Source organism: Streptococcus sp. ELY_86 (assembly GCF_058314495.1).
Genome location: NZ_JBZFUK010000001.1, coordinates 131,915 through 152,497, shown reverse-complemented (window position 1 = coordinate 152,497; position 20,583 = coordinate 131,915). Strand labels below are relative to the sequence as shown.

Sequence of the window (20,583 nt, the reverse complement as noted above, 5' to 3'; positions counted from 1 at the left end):
CGCATTAATTTCAAAGATGGTATTTCAGGTGAAGAAATGATGAAATTGTCGGCTGAAATTGCCGAGATGCTAACGCGTGATACTACAACAAAAAGTTTGGATGATATTAAAAGAATAAACGAAGAAAAATTTTTTACGGAATTTGATTTTGTAACTGATGAAAGTATGCCCTTTGTAGATGAGACTCGTAGAATAAGTGCAAAGTCTCTTTTGGATAGTATTCTTATGACTCCTGAAATTTTTGATAGATTCCATGACCTAAATTCAAAAGAAAGGAAGATTCCTAGTCTGTTGACTACAAATAGTCAAGCTTCTAAATTATTTCAAATTAAAGTAAATGAAGTATATCTACCTTATTACAAACAAACGGTTCAAGCTGTCACTTATCAAACAGCTTTAACTCATCACAAAATGTTTGTTAAAATCTTTGGTAGCAAAAGACTTTCTGAAATTGGTGTTCGAGAGTGCGAAAAATTCAGGGTATATTTGATTGAAAAGTATTCACCTAATTATGCTAAAGGTGTTTAGATTCGATTTAAGCATTGCATAGGGTACGCAGAGAGGCTGGGATATATTGAAGAATTCCCTTGCAAATCTCTTGATAATCCGAAAGGGAAACGACCAGATACAAAATTTTGGACACTGGACGACTTTAGAAAGGTTATTGCAATCTTTGACTTAAAAGACTATGAAGAACAGCATAGATTTACTGCTATTTGGCTATACTTCTTTACTGGACTTAGAGTATCTGAGGGGTTAAGTTTGATTTGGTCTGATATTGATTTTGAGAGAAAGTTGCTTCATGTTCAAAGTACACTTGAGTATGAGGGAAATGGCATTTTCACACGGAAAAATCAGACCAAAACAGAGGCAGGGCTTAGATGGATTGAGCTTGATGATGAAACGGTAGAAGTGCTACAACAATGGAGAATCGTACAGGTAGAAAACAATGATGATGATTACGTTCTAGCACGATTTGGAAAACCATTAAGTAAATGTACTTTGAGTCGTATTCTCAAAAAGGCATGCTAAAAAAGCGGGAGTAGAAGTAATCACTGGAAAAGGGTTGCGACACTCTCACGACAGTTTTTTGATAAACGTACTTGGAAAAGATGTTCTGTATGTTTCTAAACGTTCTGGACGAGTTGACAAGGCAACAACATTGAACACATATTCTCATTTGTATGATAGTCAAAAAGCTAGTGGTGGAAGAGAGATAACTCAAGCACTACATAAGTTTGGAGTATCATTGAACCCCATTAAACTGAATAAGAGCAAGAAAAACCTAATTATATCAGCGTTTATAGGCACTGTGTAACTGTTACGCTTAAATAATCATTTATTGATTGCTTAAAACAGGAAGCCGAGTTTTAAAGCCTTTTTGCTAATGTCAAGGCGATAAGAAAATTAGCTTAATATTTTAAATCCCCACTAAGATTTATTCTTGGTGGGGATTTTGCCTTATCTGGCATCGTGATTTATTTTCTTGCGGCTAAGGTCTTAATGAATCGTGCCAGTTCTTAAAAAGGAAGTAGCAAAGAAAAGAGACTTTTCTTCAAACTGTAAAATTTTGATTGTCTAATCAATGCTCAGATTTGATTATCCTGATATGATATGTTAAAGTATGACTAATATTGTTAAGGAGGATATTATGAAAACAACTGTATTTGTTAAAGCAGGCCAAATGGCTGTTAAAACTGTAGATAAACCAGCGATTATTGAAGCTGATGATGCTCTTATCCGTGTGGTGCGTTCTTGTGTCTGCGGTTCGGATCTTTGGTCCTACCGCGGTGACGACCAAAAAGAAAGTGGCTCAGACAACACCGGTCATGAGATTATCGGGATTGTTGAAGAGGTGGGCTCTGATGTCAATACGGTCACCAAAGGCGACTTTGTCATTGCACCTTTCACACATGGCTGCGGTCACTGTGCGGCCTGCCGTGCCGGTTTTGAGGGCGGCTGTCAGGGACACGATGCCAGCACTAACTTTAGCTCCGGCTATCAGGCCGAATATGTTCGCTATGCCCATGCCGACTGGTCCTTGGTGAAAGTTCCTGGTCAGCCGAGCGATTACAGCGAAGGAATGATTGCCTCTTTCTTGTCGCTTGCTGATGTGATGCCGACAGGCTATCATGCAGCTCGGGTTGCCAATGTGCAAAAGGGTGATACGGTTGCGGTCGTCGGTGACGGTGCTGTGGGGCTTTGTGCAGTTATTGCAGCTAAAATGCGCGGTGCTAAGCGAATTATCATCATGAGCCGCCACAAAGACCGTCAAGAGTTGGCTGTAGAATTTGGTGCGACTGACATTGTGGCAGAACGCGGCGAAGACGGTGTTGCCAAAGTTCTGGAATTGACAAACGGAGCTGGTGTTGACGCTGCGCTTGAATGTGTCGGCACACAGCTCTCAACCGAAACGGCTATTAAGATTGCCCGTCCGGGTGCTGTTGTCGGGCGTGTCGGAGTTCCGCATACGGATGACATCAATCCGGGAGATTATTTCATGAGAAATACTGTTTTTGCGGGGGGACCTGCTTCGGTGACAACTTATGATAAGAGTGTCTTGCTGAAGGCTGTCCTTGATGGTGAGATCAATCCCGGTAAGGTCTTCACTCAAAGTTATAAATTAGATGACATCGATCAGGCTTACAAAGATATGGAAGCAAGAAAAACAATCAAAGCAATGATTGTCATGGATTGATGTATCGATAAATCAGGATAAATCAAGTATAAGTAAGAAAGACTGCAGGCATTTTTGCCCAGTCTTTTTTGCATGGTCGCTTATTTTTTGATGCAAGATAAGCACAGAAAGCTTATCTTTTCAAAAATACTGCTCATTTTTCCCATAATTAATGCTTATAGCCGGCCATAAAAAATTTAGCCTATGCAGGACACGCAAGAGATGGTATCCTATCAGCAATATCAAAAGAATTGAGGTTATTTTATGTCTAAATTTACTATACATACTATTGACACTGCACCTGAGGAAGTCAAAGAAACGCTGCGCACAGTTGAAAAGGACAACGGCGGCTATATTCCTAATCTTATCGGACTGTTGGCTAATGCGCCGACAGCGCTGGAAACTTACCGCACCGTTGGAGCCATTAACCGCCGCAATTCCCTGACACCGACAGAAAGGGAGGTTGTTCAGATTACTGCGGCTGTAACCAATGGCTGTGCCTTTTGTGTCGCCGGCCACACGGCCTTTTCGATTAAGCAGATTCAGATGGCACCCGATCTTTTGGAAGCCCTGCGCAACAGTACGCCTATTGATGATGACCCTAAGCTTGATACACTGGCTAAATTCACCATTGCTGTGATCAATACCAAGGGACGTGTCGGAGATGAAGCCTTTGCCGATTTTTTGGAGGCAGGCTATACTCGGGAAAATGCTCTTGATGTTGTCTTAGGTGTCAGCCTGGCGTCGCTCTGCAATTATGCCAATAATATGGCGGATACACCGATTAATCCGGAATTGCAGCAATATGCAAAATAGTTCTGCATGAGAAAAAAGGGGGGATGACAATGGCTTACTTTTCAGAAAATTTTATAACTTGGCTGGATGCTCATGCCGATCAGATTGACAAAGAGTCCGGAGATTTGGCTGATCAGCTTTTGGAGCGCATTGCAGCAGAAGGTGTTTTTGGTATTGCGGTACCTGAAATCTATGGCGGCCAAGGCGGCAGTAAGACAGAAGTAGTCGAATTTTTGTCAGAGCTGGCCCGGCATTCACTGACGGCCTCTTTTATATCATGGGGGCACAGGACCTTTATTGAAACGATTCTTGCTAGCAGCAACGACGTCCTAAAGAAGTCTTGGCTTCCGGATTTATTGACAGGGAAGCTGGCGGCTGGAACGGCTCTGTCAAATGCTACCAAATATCTATCAAAGATTGAAGAGCTGAATGTTACCTTGGCGGAACAAGACGGGAAATACTATCTAACAGGAAGGCTTCCTTGGGTAACCAATCTGCGTTCGGATCGTTTTGCGGCTGTTTTTGCAGCTCAATTTGAAGACAGCAGCAAGGAACCCATCGTTTTGGCCATTCCTTCCGAAGCAGCCGGCTTGTCGCGTTCAGCTGATTTAGAATTTGCAGCCCTGCAAGGTTCTAACACGGCAGCCTTAAGCTTTGATAATGTGCCTTTAGATGATGCCTGGATACTGTCTGATGATGCCAGAAGTTTTTTGGCTCAAACGCTGCCGGAATTTTTAGGTTATCAATTTGGTCTGGCTTTTGGCTTAGCAGAGCGCTCACTGGATGAGGTGGCGAAGAGCTTAGACAGCAATCGCTCGGTACTTAAGCAGGAGTACGATAAAACAAAGGACAAGCTGACTGCTCTTCGGCAGAGCCTGTTTAAAGGTCTGGAAGCAGAAGAGGGCTTTATTGACAATCCTCGTCAGCTCTTTCAGCTGCGTATAGATATTGTTGATATTGTCGCTGCCAGCCTACTGTTAGAATTGCAGGCAAGCGGCGGCAGAGGTTACCTGAAAGGGTCAGCTTCTGGTTTTATCCGCCGCTGGAATGAAGGAGCTTTTTTGCCCATTGTTTCTCCAAGTGCTGTGCAGCTTCGGCATATTTTAGCAAGAGCCTAATCAGGCCAATAAAAAAACAAGGCTGAGACAAATGCGGTATAGCTTTGTCATAGTTTCCAGTGAATTTTTGTTTTTCACTGTCCGCTGTGCAGAGGGATATCAAGTTTGTCTCGGTCTTGTTTTCTTTTAAAAAATTATGGCAAAGCAGGAGCAATAGTGCTCATCAGAATATCCGCACTGGTATCCGGGAGAATTCGTATGCGGTTCAAAGACAGCAGTCCGTTTTCAGCACTGGCCAAGCCTTCATTGGTTGTTAGACCCAATTTGTATAGACTGGCAAAACTGAGCGTAGCATCGCTGTAGCGTCCTGCCGGATAGGCAATGGCTGTCGTGGTTTGATCAAGTTCTTTGTCCAAATAAGTTTTTGATGCTGATAATTCCTTAGCTTGCGTTTCTTGATCAGAAACTGCTAAGTCGGGGTGATTAACGGTATGCGACTGAAAGGACATGCCTTTTGCTTTCATTTCTTTCATTTGTTTAATAGTCAGATTGCTGAATCTGCCTTCGTCTGTAAAAGCGGTAATGACATTATTGGTTGCCTTGGCCTGATATTTTTTTAAAATAGGGTAGGCGACAGTGTAAAAATCAAGCAAACTATCATCGAAAGTCAGCCAAATAACTTTTTTAGCAGGCAGAGTATTTTGACTGAGAACCCGATAAGCCTCTTCGGGGCTTAAAAAATAATAGCCTTCCTCGCTCAAGCGCCTGATATGGCTTTCAAAAACAGCAGGTGACACAATGAGATTGGCATTGCCTGCCTCACTTGGCGCCATATCATGAATGGCATGATACATCAAAATAGGAAGGTGAACAGGCTGTTTTTGCTTTATCCACTTAATCTTTTTTTGGGCTTTTTGAGCCTTGTCCTGACTGATATGGGTGACAGGAACAGCGGTTTTAGTGCTGGTTTTGCTGTTTTGCCGCATGAGTACAATCACAAGACTTCCCAAAGCTGCAAGGCAGGCAAGCATCAAGATAATATTGATAATGGTCAGCTTTTTAGTTTTCTTAATCATAAATGTTCCCTTCAGCTAATTATAGCATAAAGGCAGAGGTAATTAGCTGTAAATTCTGCTGAAAATTTGATATAATGAAAAAAATGTTTTTTGCAAGGAGAAAGAAATGTCTATAAAAATTGGTTTGCTTGGTTTCGGGACAGTGGCAAGCGGTATTCCGTTTTTGTTAAAGGAAAATCATGAGAAAATCACGGCTGCTTCAAGAGACCAGTTGGAAATTGCTAAGGTCTTGGTTAAAGATGATGAAGAAAAAGACCGTCTTTTGGCTGAGGGCAATGAGTATAACTTTGTAACTGATGTTGATGACATTTTATCCGATGAGACGATTGAGATTGTTGTTGAACTGATGGGACGCATCGAGCCTGCCAAAACCTTTATTACAAAGGCGCTTGAAGCCGGCAAACATGTTGTTTCTGCGAATAAGGATCTGATTGCCACACACGGCAGGGAACTGATTAAATTGGCAAAGGATCAGGGCGTTGCTTTTTACTATGAAGCGGCTGTTGCCGGCGGTATTCCTATTTTGCGGACCTTGGCTAATTCTTTGACTTCTGACAAGGTAACACGCATTTTAGGTGTGCTTAACGGAACATCTAATTTTATGATGACCAAGATGGTTGATGAAGGATGGACCTATGAAGCTGCTTTGGCAGAAGCGCAGGCTCTGGGTTATGCCGAAAGCGACCCGACTAATGATGTCGAAGGGATTGACGCCGCCTATAAAGCGGTTATCTTAAGTCAGTTCGGCTTTGGGATGACCATTGATTTTGATCAGGTAGCCCATCAGGGTATTTCAAGCATTACGCCTGATGATGTCAGTGTGGCTCAGCAGCTGGGCTATGTGATTAAACTGGTAGGTTCTGTCGAAGAGACCGAATCAGGTATCTTTGCCGAAGTTTCACCGACCTTCCTGCCCAAATCGCATCCGCTTGCCAGCGTTAACGATGTGATGAATGCCGTTTTTGTGGAGTCTATCGGCATTGGTGAATCCATGTATTACGGACCGGGTGCCGGCCAGAAACCGACAGCAACCTCTGTGACGGCAGATATTGTTCGCATTGCCCGCCGCATTAAAGACGGTAATGTCGGCAAGCCTTTTAACGAATTTGTCCGCGATACCAAGATTGCGCATCCTGACGATGTGAAGAGCCACTATTACTTTGCCATCAATACTGCAGATGAAAAAGGCAAGATGCTGCGCTTAGCTGAAATTTTTAATTCAGAAGATATTTCGTTTGAACAAGTTCTGCAGCAGAAAGCTAATGGCGAAACAGCGCGTGTGGTCATTATCACGCACTCTCTGAGCAAAACGCAGTTAGCCAATGTGACTGAGAAACTGAAGGCCGTTGCCGATTTTGAATTGGTCAACACCTTCAAAGTGCTGGGGGAATAGGATGAAAATTACAGTACCTGCAACATCGGCTAATGTCGGACCGGGTTTTGATTCTGTCGGTGTCGCTCTTTCCAAATATCTTTCTATCGAAGTTTTAGAAGCAGCCGACTCCTGGGAAATTATCCATGATTTGGAGAACATCCCGAGTGATGACCGTAATTTATTGATTGTGACAGCCTTGAAGGTTGCCCCTAACCTGCAGCCTCACCGGCTGCGGATGACCAGTAATATTCCTCTGGCAAGAGGGCTTGGCTCGTCAAGTTCTGTTATTGTTGCCGGAATCGAGCTGGCGAATCAATTGGCAGACTTACAGCTGACAGCCGGTGAAAAGCTGAATATTGCTACAGCTATCGAAGGCCACCCTGACAATGTGGCGCCGGCGATTTTGGGCAATCTTGTGGTATCCAGCTATGTCGATGAGAAGGTCAACTATGTTGCCGCTGATTTCCCTCAGTGTTCTTTTGTGGCCTTTATTCCTAACTATGAGCTTAAAACCAGCGACAGTCGCAATGTTCTGCCAGATCAGCTGAATTACAAAGAAGCCGTTGCAGCCAGTTCTATTGCCAATGTAGCTGTTGCAGGACTTCTGACAGGTGATTTAAAGACTGCCGGTAAAGCGATTGAAGGCGATCTTTTTCATGAACGTTTCCGCAGATCCCTTATTAAAGAATTTCCGGCGATTAAAGCAGTTGGTGAAAAAAACGGCGCCTATGCGACCTATCTTTCAGGAGCCGGGCCTACTGTCATCGTTTTAACTGATCAAAACAAGGAAGAAGCAATCAAAGAAGCGATTGATTCTTTGGAATTGGATGGCAGAACCTATCTTTTGTCTGTCGATACTGAAGGAGTGAGGGTTGAAAGAGACTAGACGGGGACTTTTATTCGGTTTAGAAGCATATGTACTATGGGGAGTTATCTCCCTTTTTTGGAAGGAGCTGTCAGGGGTCAATGCCTATGCTGTTTTTTCCTACCGTATTCTTTGGACCCTGCTGACTATGCTGCTTTATATGGTTTTATCTAAACGTCAGAGCATTTATAAGCAGCAGGTAAAAGGCTTAGTAACAGATAAAAAAGCAGGAGCTGCCGCAATCCTGGCTAGTTTTTTAATTGCTGTTAATTGGCTGTCTTACATCTATGCAGTTACTCACCAGCAAGCTACTCAAGCAAGTCTTGGTTATTATGTCATGCCTTTGGTTTCTGTTTTGTTATCGCTGATTTTTTTGGGTGAGCACTTGGACAGATGGACAGCTTTTTCAGTGAGTTTAGCTGCTTTAGGTGTTGGTGCTCTTATCTTTCATACGGGAGACATCCCTGTGATTACTTTTTTGCTGGCCTTTTCTTTTGCTTTTTACGGATTGATTAAGAAAAACGTCAAACTTTCCAGTGATGTCGCTATGATGGTGGAAGCCGCTGTTATAGCACCTTTGGCACTGATTTATCTTCTCTTTTTCAGCCGTGAAAGCCTGTTTGATTACAGTCTTTGGGAGAATGTTCTGCTCATGGTTTCCGGATTTGTAACTGCTGTTCCGCTCTTGCTGTTTGCAGAAGGAGTTAAAAGAGCGCCCCTTAACCTAATCGGATTTATTCAGTATATTAACCCTACCATACAGTTCTTGATTGCTCTTGTGGTTTTTGGCGAAACCATCACTGTCGGTGAACTGCGCGGTTTTATTTTCATTTGGCTGGCGGTTTTCATTTTTATTTTGGGGCAGCTCATAATGATGAAAAGAAGCAGGTAAGCGCATCGCAAAGACCATTTCATAAATTCTAAAAAGAAAGCAAAGCAGGCAGATTTTTAATCCTTAGCCTGTGAATTGGAGAAACAATGAACTATCAGGAAGCCTTAGCCTGGATAAATGACAATTTAAAATTTGGTATCAAACCGGGCTTGGAACGGATGGCCTGGATGCTTGAGGAAATGGGAAATCCCCAGCAAAATATTTGCGGTATCCATGTTGTAGGTACTAACGGCAAAGGGTCGACAGTCAATTACCTGCAGACTATTTTTAGCAAAGCGGGTTATGATGTCGGGACCTTTACCTCCCCTTATATAATTGATTTCAGGGAACGTATCTCTTTGAACGGCCAAATGATCAGCCAAGAAGAACTTATCAATCTGGTTCAGCTGGTTAAGCCCGTGGTCGAACGCCTCCCGCTTGAAACCAGTCTTGAAGCGGCAACCGAATTTGAAATCATCACACTGTTGATGTTTGTTTATTTTGGTCAGATTCATCCGGTTGATCTGGTGATTATTGAAGCGGGCATGGGCGGCCTGTATGATTCAACCAATGTTTTTAAAGCACAGGCAGTCATCTGTACCTCAATCGGGCTGGATCATCAGACTGTTTTGGGAAATACCCATGCTGAAATCGCTCAGCAAAAGGTCGGCGTTTTAAAGGAAGGCGTGCCCTTTGTTTTTGCTGAAAAGCGCAGCGATGTTAAGGCTGTTTTTTATCAGAAAGCACAGGAAACCAGAAGTCCTCTGTATCAGCTGGGAGAAGATTTTAAGATTTCAGATAAGGGAGACGTATTTGATTTCAATTATGGTTATGAAGTCATCTCTGATATTCGTCTTGCGATGAAAGGACGGCATCAGAGAGCCAATGCTGCCTTGGCTGTTATGGCATGTCTTTTGCTGCAAAAAAAATTCCCAAATGTGACCAAAACCGTTATTAAAAGTGCTTTGGCAGTCAGCCGCTGGGCAGGCAGAATGGAGTTTGTCGAAGAAAATCTCATGATTGACGGGGCTCACAACAATGAAAGTGTCGCTGTATTAACGGATCTCTTAAAAGAGCAGTACGCTGACAAAAACGTTCATATTCTTTTTGCGGCTATTGCAGGCAAACCAGTTGACAGTATGCTTGTGCAGCTGAGTCAGTTTGCGGATGTGACAGTGACAACATTTCCTTATCCCAGAGCCCTTGCTTTGGAAGATTATCCCTCGAAATATGAACAGGTTCCTGATTTTTCGGCTTGGCTGCAAAGGCTTAGGAATGCTCGGCAAGAGGATCTCTTTGTTATCACGGGATCGCTCTATTTTATTTCGCAGGTCAGAAAAGACCTTTTGAAAAATAAAGAAATAGGCTATAATAGATTGTATTAAGAAAAAATGGGTGAGAAAGTAAATGTCAGACCAAAAAAAGATTGAAGAGGCTGTTTATCAGCTTTTAGAGGCACTTGGTGAAAATCCAGAGCGCGAAGGGCTGTTAGATACACCAAAGCGTGTTGCCAGAATGTATCAGGAAATGTTTTCCGGATTACATGAGGATCCTAAGGATCAATTTACAGCAGTTTTTTCTGAAAATCATGAAGAAGTTGTTTTAGTTAAAGATATTCCCTTTTACTCCATGTGTGAACACCACTTGGTTCCTTTTTACGGAGTGGTTCATGTGGCTTATATCCCAAGTGACGGCCGTGTAACGGGACTCAGTAAACTGGCGCGTGCTGTTGAAGTGGCCAGCAAACGTCCGCAGCTGCAGGAGCGTTTGACTGCTCAAGTGGCTGATGCACTTGAAGAGGCGCTAAAACCCAAAGGTGTTTTTGTGATGATTGAGGCGGAGCACATGTGCATGACCATGCGGGGGATTAAAAAGCCCGGCAGTAAAACAGTAACCAGCGCAGCTAAAGGCACTTGTCGGTCTGACAAAGAAGTCCGGCAGGAAATTATTTCCATGATTCACAATTAAGGAGTTAGCATGAAGATCGGCAAACATGAATTGACAGAACAGGCAGTCATTATGGGGATTCTCAACGTGACCCCGGATTCTTTTTCAGACGGCGGGCAGTACCTTTCTGTTGAGCAGGCTTTAAAACAAACAGAAGAAATGCTGGATGCAGGGGCGAAGATTATTGATGTTGGCGGAGAGTCAACCCGTCCGGGAGCTGTTTTTGTTTCCGCCGAGGATGAAATAAAGCGGGTTGTGCCGGTTATCAAAGCGATTAAAGAGCGTTTTGGCTGTCTCATCAGCATTGACACCTATAAGACCGAAACAGCTCAGTCAGCGCTTGAAGCAGGCGCCGATATTCTTAATGATGTCTGGTCGGGGCTCTACGACGGCTGCATGTTTGACTTGGCAGCAAGAAAGGATGTGCCCATCATTCTCATGCACAATCAAAATGATGAGGTCTACAGTGATATTACTCAGGATGTCAGCCGCTTTTTGCTGGAACGTGCAGAATTAGCAGCAAAAGCCGGCGTCAAAAAAGAAAATATCTGGCTTGATCCCGGCTTTGGTTTTGCTAAAAATATTGAACAAAATTTAAAATTATTAAAAGAGCTGGATCAGATTACAAGTCTTGGCTACCCTGTTTTGTTTGGTATTTCCAGAAAACGTGTTGTTGACAGTATGCTTGGCGGCAATACAAAACCGCAGGAACGCGACATGGCAACAGCTGCCTTATCTGCTTATGCCATTGGTAAGGGCTGTCAGATTGTCCGAGTGCACAATGTGCCGGTCAATAAAGATATTGTCAAGGTGGCCAGCCAGTTAATGTGAGGAATTATGGATAAGATTATTTTAAAAGGCTGTCGGTTTTACGCTTATCACGGGGCCTTTTCTGAAGAGCAGACTCTGGGGCAGATTTTTGTCGTGGACGCTGAATTAACAGCCGATTTAAAGGCTGCATCCGAAACAGACAATCTGGAAGATACAGTCCACTACGGCAAAGTGTTTGAGGTGATCAAACACCGTGTTGAAAACAGCCGCTATGCCTTGATTGAAAGGCTCGCGGGTGCTGTCTGCCAAGATATTTTTGAACATTTTCCTGCTATTTTGGCTGTTACCGTCCGAATCAGCAAAGAAAACCCGCCTATTGCCGGCCATTACGACGCTGTCGGCGTTGAGTTGAAGAGAGAACGCCCATGACCGGTGTTTATCTGAGCCTGGGCAGCAATATTGAAAATAGGAAAGCTTACTTACAAAAAGCTTTGGCCGGTCTGGCTGAACTTCCTCGAACACGCCTGCTAGCTCAGTCAGCAGTTTATGAGACCACCGCTTGGGGCAAAACAGATCAGGCCGATTTTTTAAATCTGGTCTGTCAGCTGGAAACTGATTTGTCACCGCAAGAGCTGCTGCGTAGCTGCCAAAACATTGAAAGCCGGCTGGGCCGTGTCCGCCATGAGCACTGGGGTCCAAGAACCATTGATATTGATATCCTCTTTTACGGCTCTGAGATTATTGACGACGAAAACTTGCAAGTGCCTCACCCTTATCTGCAGGAGCGTGCTTTTGTTTTGGTACCTTTAACTGAAATTGCCGCTAGCTTTATCCACCCGCTGCTGAAGAAATCGGCAGCGGAGTTGCTGAAAGCAGTAGATAAGTCCGGGGTTAAACGTCTCAAGGACTGATCTGCTGCTGGCGGGCTTTTTATCAGGCATGGCTTTGGGCAGAGAATGATGTATTAAAAATCATGTCTTCTGTCGTCAAAGTAACTAAAATTTGATATAATAAAATCGGTTTTAATTACCGATTTTTTAGTATCGAAAAGTATAGAATTGAGATTATCATGTTAGAAGAAATGAAAACAAGTTTAGAAGGTATTGACATTCGTTTTAATGAACCTTTGAAGAAGTATACCTATACCAGAGTTGGCGGGCCGGCTGATTTTCTTGCCTTTCCGCGCAACCGCTATGAATTGGCAAGAATTGTTAAATTTGCCAACAAGCACAATCTGCCCTGGATGGTTTTAGGCAACGCCAGCAATCTGATTGTCCGTGACGGCGGAATTCGAGGGTTTGTCATCATGTTTGACAAGCTTAATAGCGTTACAGTTGACGGTTATGTTATTGAAGCAGAGGCAGGTTCCAATCTAATTGAGACGACCAAGGTTGCTCAGTACCACAGCCTGACCGGTTTTGAATTTGCCTGCGGTATTCCGGGCAGTGTCGGAGGCGCTGTCTTTATGAATGCGGGTGCCTATGGCGGCGAGATTTCTCATATCTTGATTTCTGCGCAGGTTTTGACCAGAGACGGTGAGATTAAAACGATTGAAGCACGGGATATGCGTTTTGGCTACCGTCACTCAGCCTTGCAGGACAATAAAGAAGTCGTAATTTCGGCTAAGTTTTCGCTCAAACCAGGCGATTATACAGTTATCAGCCAGGAAATGCAGCGCCTCAACCACCTGCGGGCTTTGAAACAGCCCTTGGAACATCCGTCCTGCGGCTCTGTTTTTAAACGTCCCAGAGGGCATTTTGCGGGCCAGCTCATCATGGAAGCTCAGCTCATGGGGCATCGCATCGGCGGTGTGGAAGTCAGCAAAAAGCATGCCGGATTTATGGTCAATATTGACAATGGATCTGCCAAAAATTACGAGGATTTAATTGCGGATGTGATCCGCAGGGTTAAAGAAAATTCCGGAGTTACTTTGGAGCCGGAAGTTCGCATTATTGGCGAAAAAGAAGTACAAGCGGAGGACGCATAAGCATTGACTAATCCTATCATTGCCTTTAAAAATGTTTCGAAAGTTTTTGACGATAACGGTACAGTTGTTTTAAAAGATATTAATTTTGAGCTGGAAGAAGGAAAATTTTATACGCTGCTTGGTGCCTCGGGTTCTGGAAAATCAACCATACTGAACCTTATTGCAGGCCTGTTGGACGTAAGCAGCGGCGATATCTTTCTTGATGGCAAGAGAATCAACGATCTGCCGATCAACAAACGTGATGTCCATACAGTCTTTCAGTCCTATGCGCTTTTTCCTCATATGACTGTTTTTGAGAATGTCGCTTTTCCGCTCAAACTGCAAAAAATAGCCAAAAAAGAAATTGAAAACCGAGTAAGAGAAGTCCTGAAAATGGTCCGTTTGGCCGGTTTTGAAAATCGCTCTATCCATAAATTATCAGGCGGCCAGAAGCAGCGCGTGGCTATCGCCCGTGCCATCATCAATCAGCCCAAGGTCGTTTTGCTGGATGAGCCGCTGTCAGCTCTGGATTTAAAGCTGCGAACCGAAATGCAGTATGAACTGCGGGAATTGCAGCAAAGACTGGGCATTACTTTTGTATTTGTCACCCATGATCAGGAAGAAGCCTTGGCAATGAGTGACTGGATTTTTGTCATGAATGATGGTGAAATCGTTCAATCCGGAACCCCGGTTGATATCTACGATGAGCCCATCAATCATTTTGTGGCAACTTTTATTGGGGAATCGAACATTTTGCCGGCAACCATGATTGAAGATTACTTGGTAGAATTCAACGGCCGGCAGTTTGAAGCAGTTGATGGCGGTATGCGCCCCAACGAGCCTGTTGAGGTGGTTATCCGGCCGGAAGATTTGCAAATCACACTGCCGGAAGAAGGCAAGCTGCAGGTTAAAGTAGACACGCAGCTCTTTCGCGGAGTTCACTATGAAATCATTGCCTATGATGACCTTGGCAATGAGTGGATGATCCATTCGACCCGCAAGGCTATTGAGGGTGAGATCATCGGACTGGATTTCAGGCCCGAAGATATTCACATTATGCGTCTTAATGAAACTGAAGAAGAGTTTGACGCCCGCCTTGAAGAATACGCTGAAACCGAAGAACACGAAGATGGCCTGATCAATGCTATAGAGGAGGAGCGTCATGAAGAAAAAGTTTAATGCCTTTTCTCTCCCCTATCTTCTTTGGATAGGCCTTTTTGTTTTAGCACCGGTTGCTCTTATTCTTTACAAATCTTTTTTTGATATTGAAGGCCACTTAACACTTGGCAACTACCAGACTTTTTTTGCCAGCTGGACCTATCTGCGGATGAGTCTCAATTCGATTTTATATGCTGCTATCATCACATTGGTGACATTGCTGATTGCCTATCCGGCTGCTTTGATTCTGACACGTCTTAAGCAAAAGCAGCTCTGGCTGATGCTGGTTATTTTGCCGACTTGGATCAATCTCTTGCTTAAAGCCTATGCCTTTATGGGCATCTTTGGTCGTGAGGGCGGAGTTAATAATTTCCTACAGTTTATGGGGCTTGCTCCTCAGCAGATTCTCTTTACAGATTTTTCTTTTATTTTTGTGGCTTCTTATATTGAAATTCCCTTTATGATTCTGCCGATTTTTAATGCGCTGGATGATATTGATCCCAATTTAATCTATGCCAGCCGCGATTTGGGAGCAACTGATCTGCAGACCTTTGCTAAGGTTATTTTCCCCTTATCTTTAAACGGCGTCAGAAGCGGTGTTCAGTCTGTTTTTATTCCCAGTCTCAGCTTGTTTATGCTGACGCGTCTGATTGGCGGCAACCGTGTGATTACACTGGGAACGGCTATTGAACAGCATTTTTTGACAACGCAGAACTGGGGTATGGGTTCAACCATCGGAGTCGTTTTGATTATGACTATGCTCTTTATTATGTGGGTGACAAAGGAGAGACATAAATGAAAAAAATAGCCAATCTTTATTTGATCCTTGTCTTTTTGATTCTTTATATCCCCATTTTTTATCTGATTTTTTATTCCTTTAATCAGGCCGGGGATATGAATCGTTTTACCGGTTTTACGCTGGAGCATTATGGGAGCATGTTTAGTGATAAGCGGCTGATGCTGATTTTAGCTGAGACCTTTCTTATTGCCTTTTTAAGTTCTTTATTGGCAACGGTTATCGGAACTTTCGGTGCTATCTTTATTTATCAAACCAAAAGGAAGGCTCAGAATGCTGTCTTGTCCGTCAACAATGTCCTGATGGTTGCTCCCGATGTCATGATTGGTGCTTCTTTTTTGATTCTTTTTACCTTTATTGGTTTTAAATTAGGAATGCTGTCGGTGCTTCTCAGTCATATTGCTTTTTCTATTCCTATTGTTGTCCTGATGATACTGCCGCGCTTAAAAGAAATGAACGATGATATGATCAATGCTGCTTATGATTTAGGCGCCAGCCATTTTCAGATGCTCAAAGAAGTCATGCTGCCTTACTTAACACCCAGTATCATTGCCGGTTATTTTATGGCTTTCACCTATTCTTTGGATGATTTTGCCGTTACCTTTTTTGTCACCGGTAACGGCTTTTCGACCCTTTCGGTGGAAATCTACTCCAGAGCACGGCAGGGCATTTCATTGGAAATCAACGCTCTGTCTGCTGTAGTCTTTCTTTTCAGCATTCTGCTTGTCATCGGCTATTATTTTATTTCTCAGGATAAGGAGGACAGGCATGCATAAACTTTACTCTTTTATGGGGAGTGTCCTAGCCATTGTCCTCATTTTGGCCGGTTTGGTTTTTTACATGAATAAGCAGGCAAGCGGCGGCAAGTCTGATAAGCTGGTCATTTATAATTGGGGGGACTATATTGATCCCGAGCTTTTAACCAAGTTCACCAAGGAAACCGGCATTCAGGTTCAATACGAGACCTTTGATTCTAATGAAGCCATGTACACTAAAATCAAACAAGGCGGTACAACCTATGATATCGCTGTTCCCAGCGATTACATGATTAGTAAGATGAGAGCTGAAGGGCTTTTGGTAAAACTTGATCGGTCGCAAATTACAGGCTGGAATAATCTTGACCCGCAATTTCTCGGGAAAAGTTTCGATCCGTCAAATGCTTACTCGATTCCCTATTTCTGGGGAACGGTGGGCATTGTTTACAACAGCAAAATGCTGACTGAGGCGCCCAAGCACTGGAGTGACCTTTGGAATAAGGACTATGCCAACAGTATCATGCTGGTTGACGGTGCCCGCGAGGTCATCGGCTTTGGTCTGAACAGTCTTGGCTACAGTTTAAACACTAAAAATTCCGCAGAGCTAAAAAAAGCTGAAAACAAGCTGAACCAATTAACTCCCAACATCAAGGCTATTGTCGGTGATGAGATGAAAGGGTATCTAATCAGGGGCGATGCTGCTTTGGGCGTTACTTTTTCCGGTGAAGCCAGCGAAATGCTGGATGCTAATGAGGATTTACGCTATCTTGTTCCCAGTGAAGGGTCAAATCTCTGGTTTGATAATCTGGTGATTCCTAAAACAGTAAAACACCAAAAAGAAGCTTATGCCTTTATTAATTTTATGCTGAAACCGCAGAATGCTGCTCAAAATGCCAGCTATATCGGTTATGCGACACCAAATGCCAAGGCCAAAGAGCTGCTGCCGGTCCGGATTAAAAATAATAAAGCGTTTTATCCTGATGCTGAAACTGTCAGCCGCTTGGAAGTTTATGACAATCTCGGCAAAAAGTGGCTGGGTGTTTATAATGATCTCTATCTGCAGTTCAAAATGTATCGCAAGTAGAACCGCCCTTTAAAGGCAAGTCTGAAAGAAAGCTTTACTTTTTATCATTTTATTTGATATGATATAAACAAGTGCTCATTTATTAAAGGCTGAGGAAAATACTATGAAAATTGATAAAGTATTTAATAATAATGTCGTTCAGGTCCTGGGGGATAAGGATGAAGAGATTATTGTCATGGGAAAGGGCTTGGGCTTTCAAAAGAAGCCCGGCGATGAGGTTGATCAGGCATTAATCGAAAAACGTTTTGTTTTGCAGGATACGGATATGGCAGGTGAATTATCACGTGTCTATGTTGATCTCGACAGTGACGAGATCAAGATGGTTCTTGATATTATCCATCAAGGACAGGAAGTTTTAGAACAAAACTTTGATATTTCGCTGTACATTGCTTTGGCTGATCACCTGCACTATACCATTGAGCGGACAAAAGAAGGTTTGATCATACAAAATCCGCTGTCCTGGGAAGTCAGAAAATTTTATCCCAGAGAATTTCAGCTGGGAAGAGAAGCGATTCAATATATCAAGGAAAAACTGGGCGTAGAACTGGCTGATGATGAGGCAGCTTCGATTGCCCTGCATTTTATCAACGCTCAAAAAGATGGCGGTCTGCTGGAGAAAAATCGGCTGATTTCCAAGATTGTGATTGATATTTTGGAAATTGTCCGCCTGCATTTCGGCCCAACAGATGAAGAGTCGATCAGCTACAATCGCTTTGTCACCCATGTTCAATATTTTGCTCAGCGTGTGGCAAACGGTCTTGTTCAGGGTAAGAATGACGCCTTCCTTTATGAGCAAGTCAAGGAAAATTATCCTCATGCCTTTGCCTGTACCGAAAAGATCAAATCCTATGTAGTGTCTGCTTATGATTTTCCCATGAGCAAGGATGAGCAGGTTTATCTCACCATCCATATTCAGCGTCTGAAAGCTAGTCAGTAGACTAGTTTTTTAAATTATTTTTGTAAAAGCGCTTGCAAAAATAAAACGATGTGCTATAATATTAATCATAAAGGATTGTTACTGGTTAAGCAGGCAAAACCTAGATAAATACGAAGTGATTGCAAAGAGTGTGTCTTTGTCTGGTCATTTGGTATTTGTTTAGGTTTTTTTGCGTGTGAAACGGTAATTATTCTAAAAATAACTACGCTAGAGCCAGATCGGCTGAATTCGGTTATTTAATAGTGATAAGTTACTCACGGCTTAGCATCTTGTTTAATCGAACACGCCTACGACTCTTTGGAAAAAGATAACCATTTCCTAGATGCTAAGCATCTTCGTCATGGTTCCTATTTTCCTGTGAGTCGCTTAACGGCTTAGCATCTTATGAAAGGAGCCTAAAATGGCTAAAGATTATACTGAATTGGCAAATGATATTGTCAAGCATGTCGGCGGCAAAGATAATATTGTCAAATTAGTCCACTGTATCACCCGCCTGCGTTTTACTCTCAAGGATGAAAGTAAAGCCGACGAAGAATACCTCAAACAGCGGGAAGGTATTGTAACCGTGGTGAAAGCAGGAGGACAGTTCCAAGTTGTCATCGGCAATCATGTTCCCGATGTCTACGCTGCTGTCCTGAAAGTCAGCGGAATCACTGGTGAAGGCAGTGTTGATATTGATGAGGGCGATGTGCCAAAGGGCAATTTGTTTGACCGCTTTATCGCTTTGGTATCCGGGCTTTTCCAACCTATGCTTGGTGCCCTTTCAGCAGCAGGTATGATTAAAGGGCTGGTTGCTATTATGGCAGCGGTAGGCGTTCCCGAAACTGATGGTGCCTATGTTGTCCTTAACGCAGCAGGTGATGGGTTCTTCCAATTCTTGCCGCTCATCTTGGCATTGACCGCAGCAAAACGGTTCAAGATGGAACAATTCACAGCTCTGGCTATCGGTTTTGCCATGGTCTATCCAAATATAGCTGCCAGCTTTACTGCCAAAGAGCCGCTTTATACCTTATTCCAAGGCACTTTGATTGAATCACCAATTTATTCAACCTTCTTTGGTATTCCGATTATTTTCCCGGCTTCCAGCTATCTGCAAACGGTCTTGCCGATTATTGTTGCTATTTGGGCAGGATCTAAAATTGAAGGATTCTTTAAAAAGATTATTCCGGATGTTGTCAAGGTCTTCGTGGTTCCTTTCTTTACCATCTTGATTACTGTTCCTTTGTCTTTCCTTGTTATCGGTCCTGTTATGAGCTGGGCTTCTGACCTTGTTGGTGCGATTTTTACAGGTATTTACAGTCTCAGCCCAATTATCTACGGTATTGCTTTGGGTGCTATGTGGCAAATACTGGTTATGTTTGGACTTCACTGGGGACTTGTTCCGTTGGCTATTTTGGAGCTGCAAAAAGGTCCCGGCTTTATCCTCGTTGCAACCGTAGCTATCTGTTTTGCACAAGCAGGTGCTTTGCTTAACATCATGATGCGTACCAAAGAAAATAAAGTCAGACAATTATCTATCCCAGCCTTTATTTCTGCTTTGTTTGGGGTAACAGAACCTGCTATCTATGGTATTACCCTGCCAATGCGTCTGCCCTTTATCATGACTTGTATTTCCGGAGCTATTTCAGGTGCTTACTTGTCTCTTTTCAATGTTAAAATGCAGGTTATGGGCGGTTTAGGACTCTTTGCCATTCCATCATTCATCAACCCTAAAGACTCAATGACTCTCATTCACTTCCTGATTGCGATTGTCATGAACTTTGTTCTCGGTTTTGTTTTGACACAGTTTGTTAAAATTCCTTACCTTTACGGCCAACCGGGGGCTGAAAGTGCAGACGGCGTTTCAGAAGAAGAAACTGTTCAGGAACTAAAAGAAATCAAGCAAGAAATCATCGCCAGTCCTCTGATTGGTAAAGTCGTTAAACTGGAAGATGTTCCCGATGAAGTATTCGCATCAGGAGCTATGGGCAAAGGAATCGCTATCGACCCTGATGACGGTGCTGTTGTTGCTCCGGCCAAAGGAGAAGTCACATTAGTATTTCCGACTAAACATGCGATCGGTTTGAAGACTGAAAATGGCGCTGAAATCCTGATTCACATCGGTATGGATACTGTTTCACTTGCCGGCAAAGGCTTTAAAGGTTTTGTTGAGGTTGGTGATAAGGTTGAAGCCGGTCAGAAGCTGCTTGAGTTTGATGTCAATACGATTAAAGCAGCCGGTCTGCCGGTTATCACGCCAGTCATCGTGACAAATTCAGACCAATACGAAGATGTCCTGACTACGCAGGAGCGAACTGTTGAAGCGGGCGATTATCTCCTGACAGCTGTCAAATAACAATCAATTATTTATAAGATCGGAAAAAACAATTCCGGTCTTATTTTTATGTTATAAAATTCTTATAAGCTCTATGCCTATTCTGATTCAATGGTATTAAAATACGAAAGAGTGATA

At 43.2% G+C, this 20,583-nt stretch carries 19 protein-coding genes and 1 pseudogene; 19 read left to right on the top strand and 1 reads right to left on the bottom strand.

Annotated elements, in window-relative coordinates:
• Positions 1-66 precede the first annotated feature (66 nt).
• From AC4HAN_RS00720 to AC4HAN_RS00705, 4 genes and pseudogenes are all read left to right on the top strand, one after another.
• Positions 67-1,318 (top strand): annotated as a pseudogene (locus AC4HAN_RS00720) (tyrosine-type recombinase/integrase).
• Positions 1,319-1,651: 333 nt separating this feature from the next.
• Complete coding sequence (locus AC4HAN_RS00715; RefSeq protein WP_491090536.1) at positions 1,652-2,698, top strand: zinc-dependent alcohol dehydrogenase family protein; 1,047 nt, start codon at positions 1,652-1,654, stop codon at positions 2,696-2,698.
• 243 nt (positions 2,699-2,941) lie between these two features.
• On the top strand, positions 2,942-3,493 hold the full coding sequence (locus AC4HAN_RS00710) for a carboxymuconolactone decarboxylase family protein (protein WP_027976151.1): 552 nt from the start codon (positions 2,942-2,944) through the stop codon (positions 3,491-3,493).
• Between the two features lie 29 nt (positions 3,494-3,522).
• Positions 3,523-4,590, top strand: a complete 1,068-nt coding sequence (locus AC4HAN_RS00705) for an acyl-CoA dehydrogenase family protein (RefSeq protein WP_491090535.1) — start codon at positions 3,523-3,525, stop codon at positions 4,588-4,590.
• Positions 4,591-4,724: 134 nt separating this feature from the next.
• Here the strand turns inward: AC4HAN_RS00705 and AC4HAN_RS00700 are convergent, their stop codons facing one another.
• Positions 4,725-5,606: a polysaccharide deacetylase family protein gene (locus tag AC4HAN_RS00700; protein WP_491090534.1), complete on the bottom strand. Its 882-nt coding sequence runs from the start codon at positions 5,604-5,606 to the stop codon at positions 4,725-4,727.
• A gap of 106 nt (positions 5,607-5,712) precedes the next feature.
• Here AC4HAN_RS00700 and AC4HAN_RS00695 point away from each other — a divergent pair, with 106 nt between their 5' ends.
• From AC4HAN_RS00695 to AC4HAN_RS00625, 15 genes are all read left to right on the top strand, one after another.
• Entirely contained in the window at positions 5,713-6,999 is a 1,287-nt protein-coding gene (locus tag AC4HAN_RS00695) for a homoserine dehydrogenase (RefSeq protein ID WP_491090532.1), read from the top strand.
• Position 7,000: 1 nt separating this feature from the next.
• Positions 7,001-7,867, top strand: a complete 867-nt coding sequence (gene thrB / locus AC4HAN_RS00690) for a homoserine kinase (protein ID WP_491090530.1) — start codon at positions 7,001-7,003, stop codon at positions 7,865-7,867.
• Positions 7,854-8,738 (top strand): EamA family transporter RarD, encoded by an 885-nt coding sequence (gene rarD, locus AC4HAN_RS00685; RefSeq protein ID WP_491090529.1) that lies wholly within the window; start codon positions 7,854-7,856, stop codon positions 8,736-8,738. Before thrB ends, rarD begins: the two co-directional genes overlap by 14 nt.
• A gap of 86 nt (positions 8,739-8,824) precedes the next feature.
• Positions 8,825-10,102, top strand: a complete 1,278-nt coding sequence (locus AC4HAN_RS00680; protein WP_491090527.1) for a bifunctional folylpolyglutamate synthase/dihydrofolate synthase — start codon at positions 8,825-8,827, stop codon at positions 10,100-10,102.
• A gap of 22 nt (positions 10,103-10,124) precedes the next feature.
• A complete protein-coding gene (gene folE, locus AC4HAN_RS00675) occupies positions 10,125-10,685 on the top strand; it encodes a GTP cyclohydrolase I FolE (RefSeq protein WP_491090526.1) in 561 nt (186 codons plus the stop codon).
• Between the two features lie 9 nt (positions 10,686-10,694).
• On the top strand, positions 10,695-11,495 hold the full coding sequence (folP, locus tag AC4HAN_RS00670) for a dihydropteroate synthase (RefSeq protein WP_491090525.1): 801 nt from the start codon (positions 10,695-10,697) through the stop codon (positions 11,493-11,495).
• Positions 11,496-11,501: 6 nt separating this feature from the next.
• Positions 11,502-11,864, top strand: a complete 363-nt coding sequence (gene folB / locus AC4HAN_RS00665) for a dihydroneopterin aldolase (RefSeq protein WP_491090523.1) — start codon at positions 11,502-11,504, stop codon at positions 11,862-11,864.
• Positions 11,861-12,346, top strand: coding sequence for a 2-amino-4-hydroxy-6-hydroxymethyldihydropteridine diphosphokinase (folK, locus tag AC4HAN_RS00660; protein WP_491090522.1), 486 nt, complete (start codon positions 11,861-11,863; stop codon positions 12,344-12,346). The genes folB and folK overlap by 4 nt, the downstream gene beginning before the upstream one ends.
• 155 nt (positions 12,347-12,501) lie before the next feature.
• Entirely contained in the window at positions 12,502-13,422 is a 921-nt protein-coding gene (gene murB, locus AC4HAN_RS00655; protein ID WP_491091106.1) for a UDP-N-acetylmuramate dehydrogenase, read from the top strand.
• A gap of 3 nt (positions 13,423-13,425) precedes the next feature.
• Complete coding sequence (locus AC4HAN_RS00650; RefSeq protein WP_491090521.1) at positions 13,426-14,580, top strand: ABC transporter ATP-binding protein; 1,155 nt, start codon at positions 13,426-13,428, stop codon at positions 14,578-14,580.
• On the top strand, positions 14,564-15,358 hold the full coding sequence (locus AC4HAN_RS00645) for an ABC transporter permease (RefSeq protein WP_491090520.1): 795 nt from the start codon (positions 14,564-14,566) through the stop codon (positions 15,356-15,358). The genes AC4HAN_RS00650 and AC4HAN_RS00645 overlap by 17 nt, the downstream gene beginning before the upstream one ends.
• A complete protein-coding gene (locus AC4HAN_RS00640) occupies positions 15,355-16,131 on the top strand; it encodes an ABC transporter permease (RefSeq protein ID WP_491090518.1) in 777 nt (258 codons plus the stop codon). Before AC4HAN_RS00645 ends, AC4HAN_RS00640 begins: the two co-directional genes overlap by 4 nt.
• A complete protein-coding gene (locus AC4HAN_RS00635) occupies positions 16,124-17,194 on the top strand; it encodes an ABC transporter substrate-binding protein (protein WP_491090517.1) in 1,071 nt (356 codons plus the stop codon). The genes AC4HAN_RS00640 and AC4HAN_RS00635 overlap by 8 nt, the downstream gene beginning before the upstream one ends.
• 103 nt (positions 17,195-17,297) lie before the next feature.
• Positions 17,298-18,131, top strand: a complete 834-nt coding sequence (gene licT, locus AC4HAN_RS00630; protein WP_491090516.1) for a BglG family transcription antiterminator LicT — start codon at positions 17,298-17,300, stop codon at positions 18,129-18,131.
• 400 nt (positions 18,132-18,531) lie between these two features.
• Complete coding sequence (locus tag AC4HAN_RS00625) at positions 18,532-20,466, top strand: beta-glucoside-specific PTS transporter subunit IIABC (protein WP_491090515.1); 1,935 nt, start codon at positions 18,532-18,534, stop codon at positions 20,464-20,466.
• Positions 20,467-20,583 lie beyond the last annotated feature (117 nt).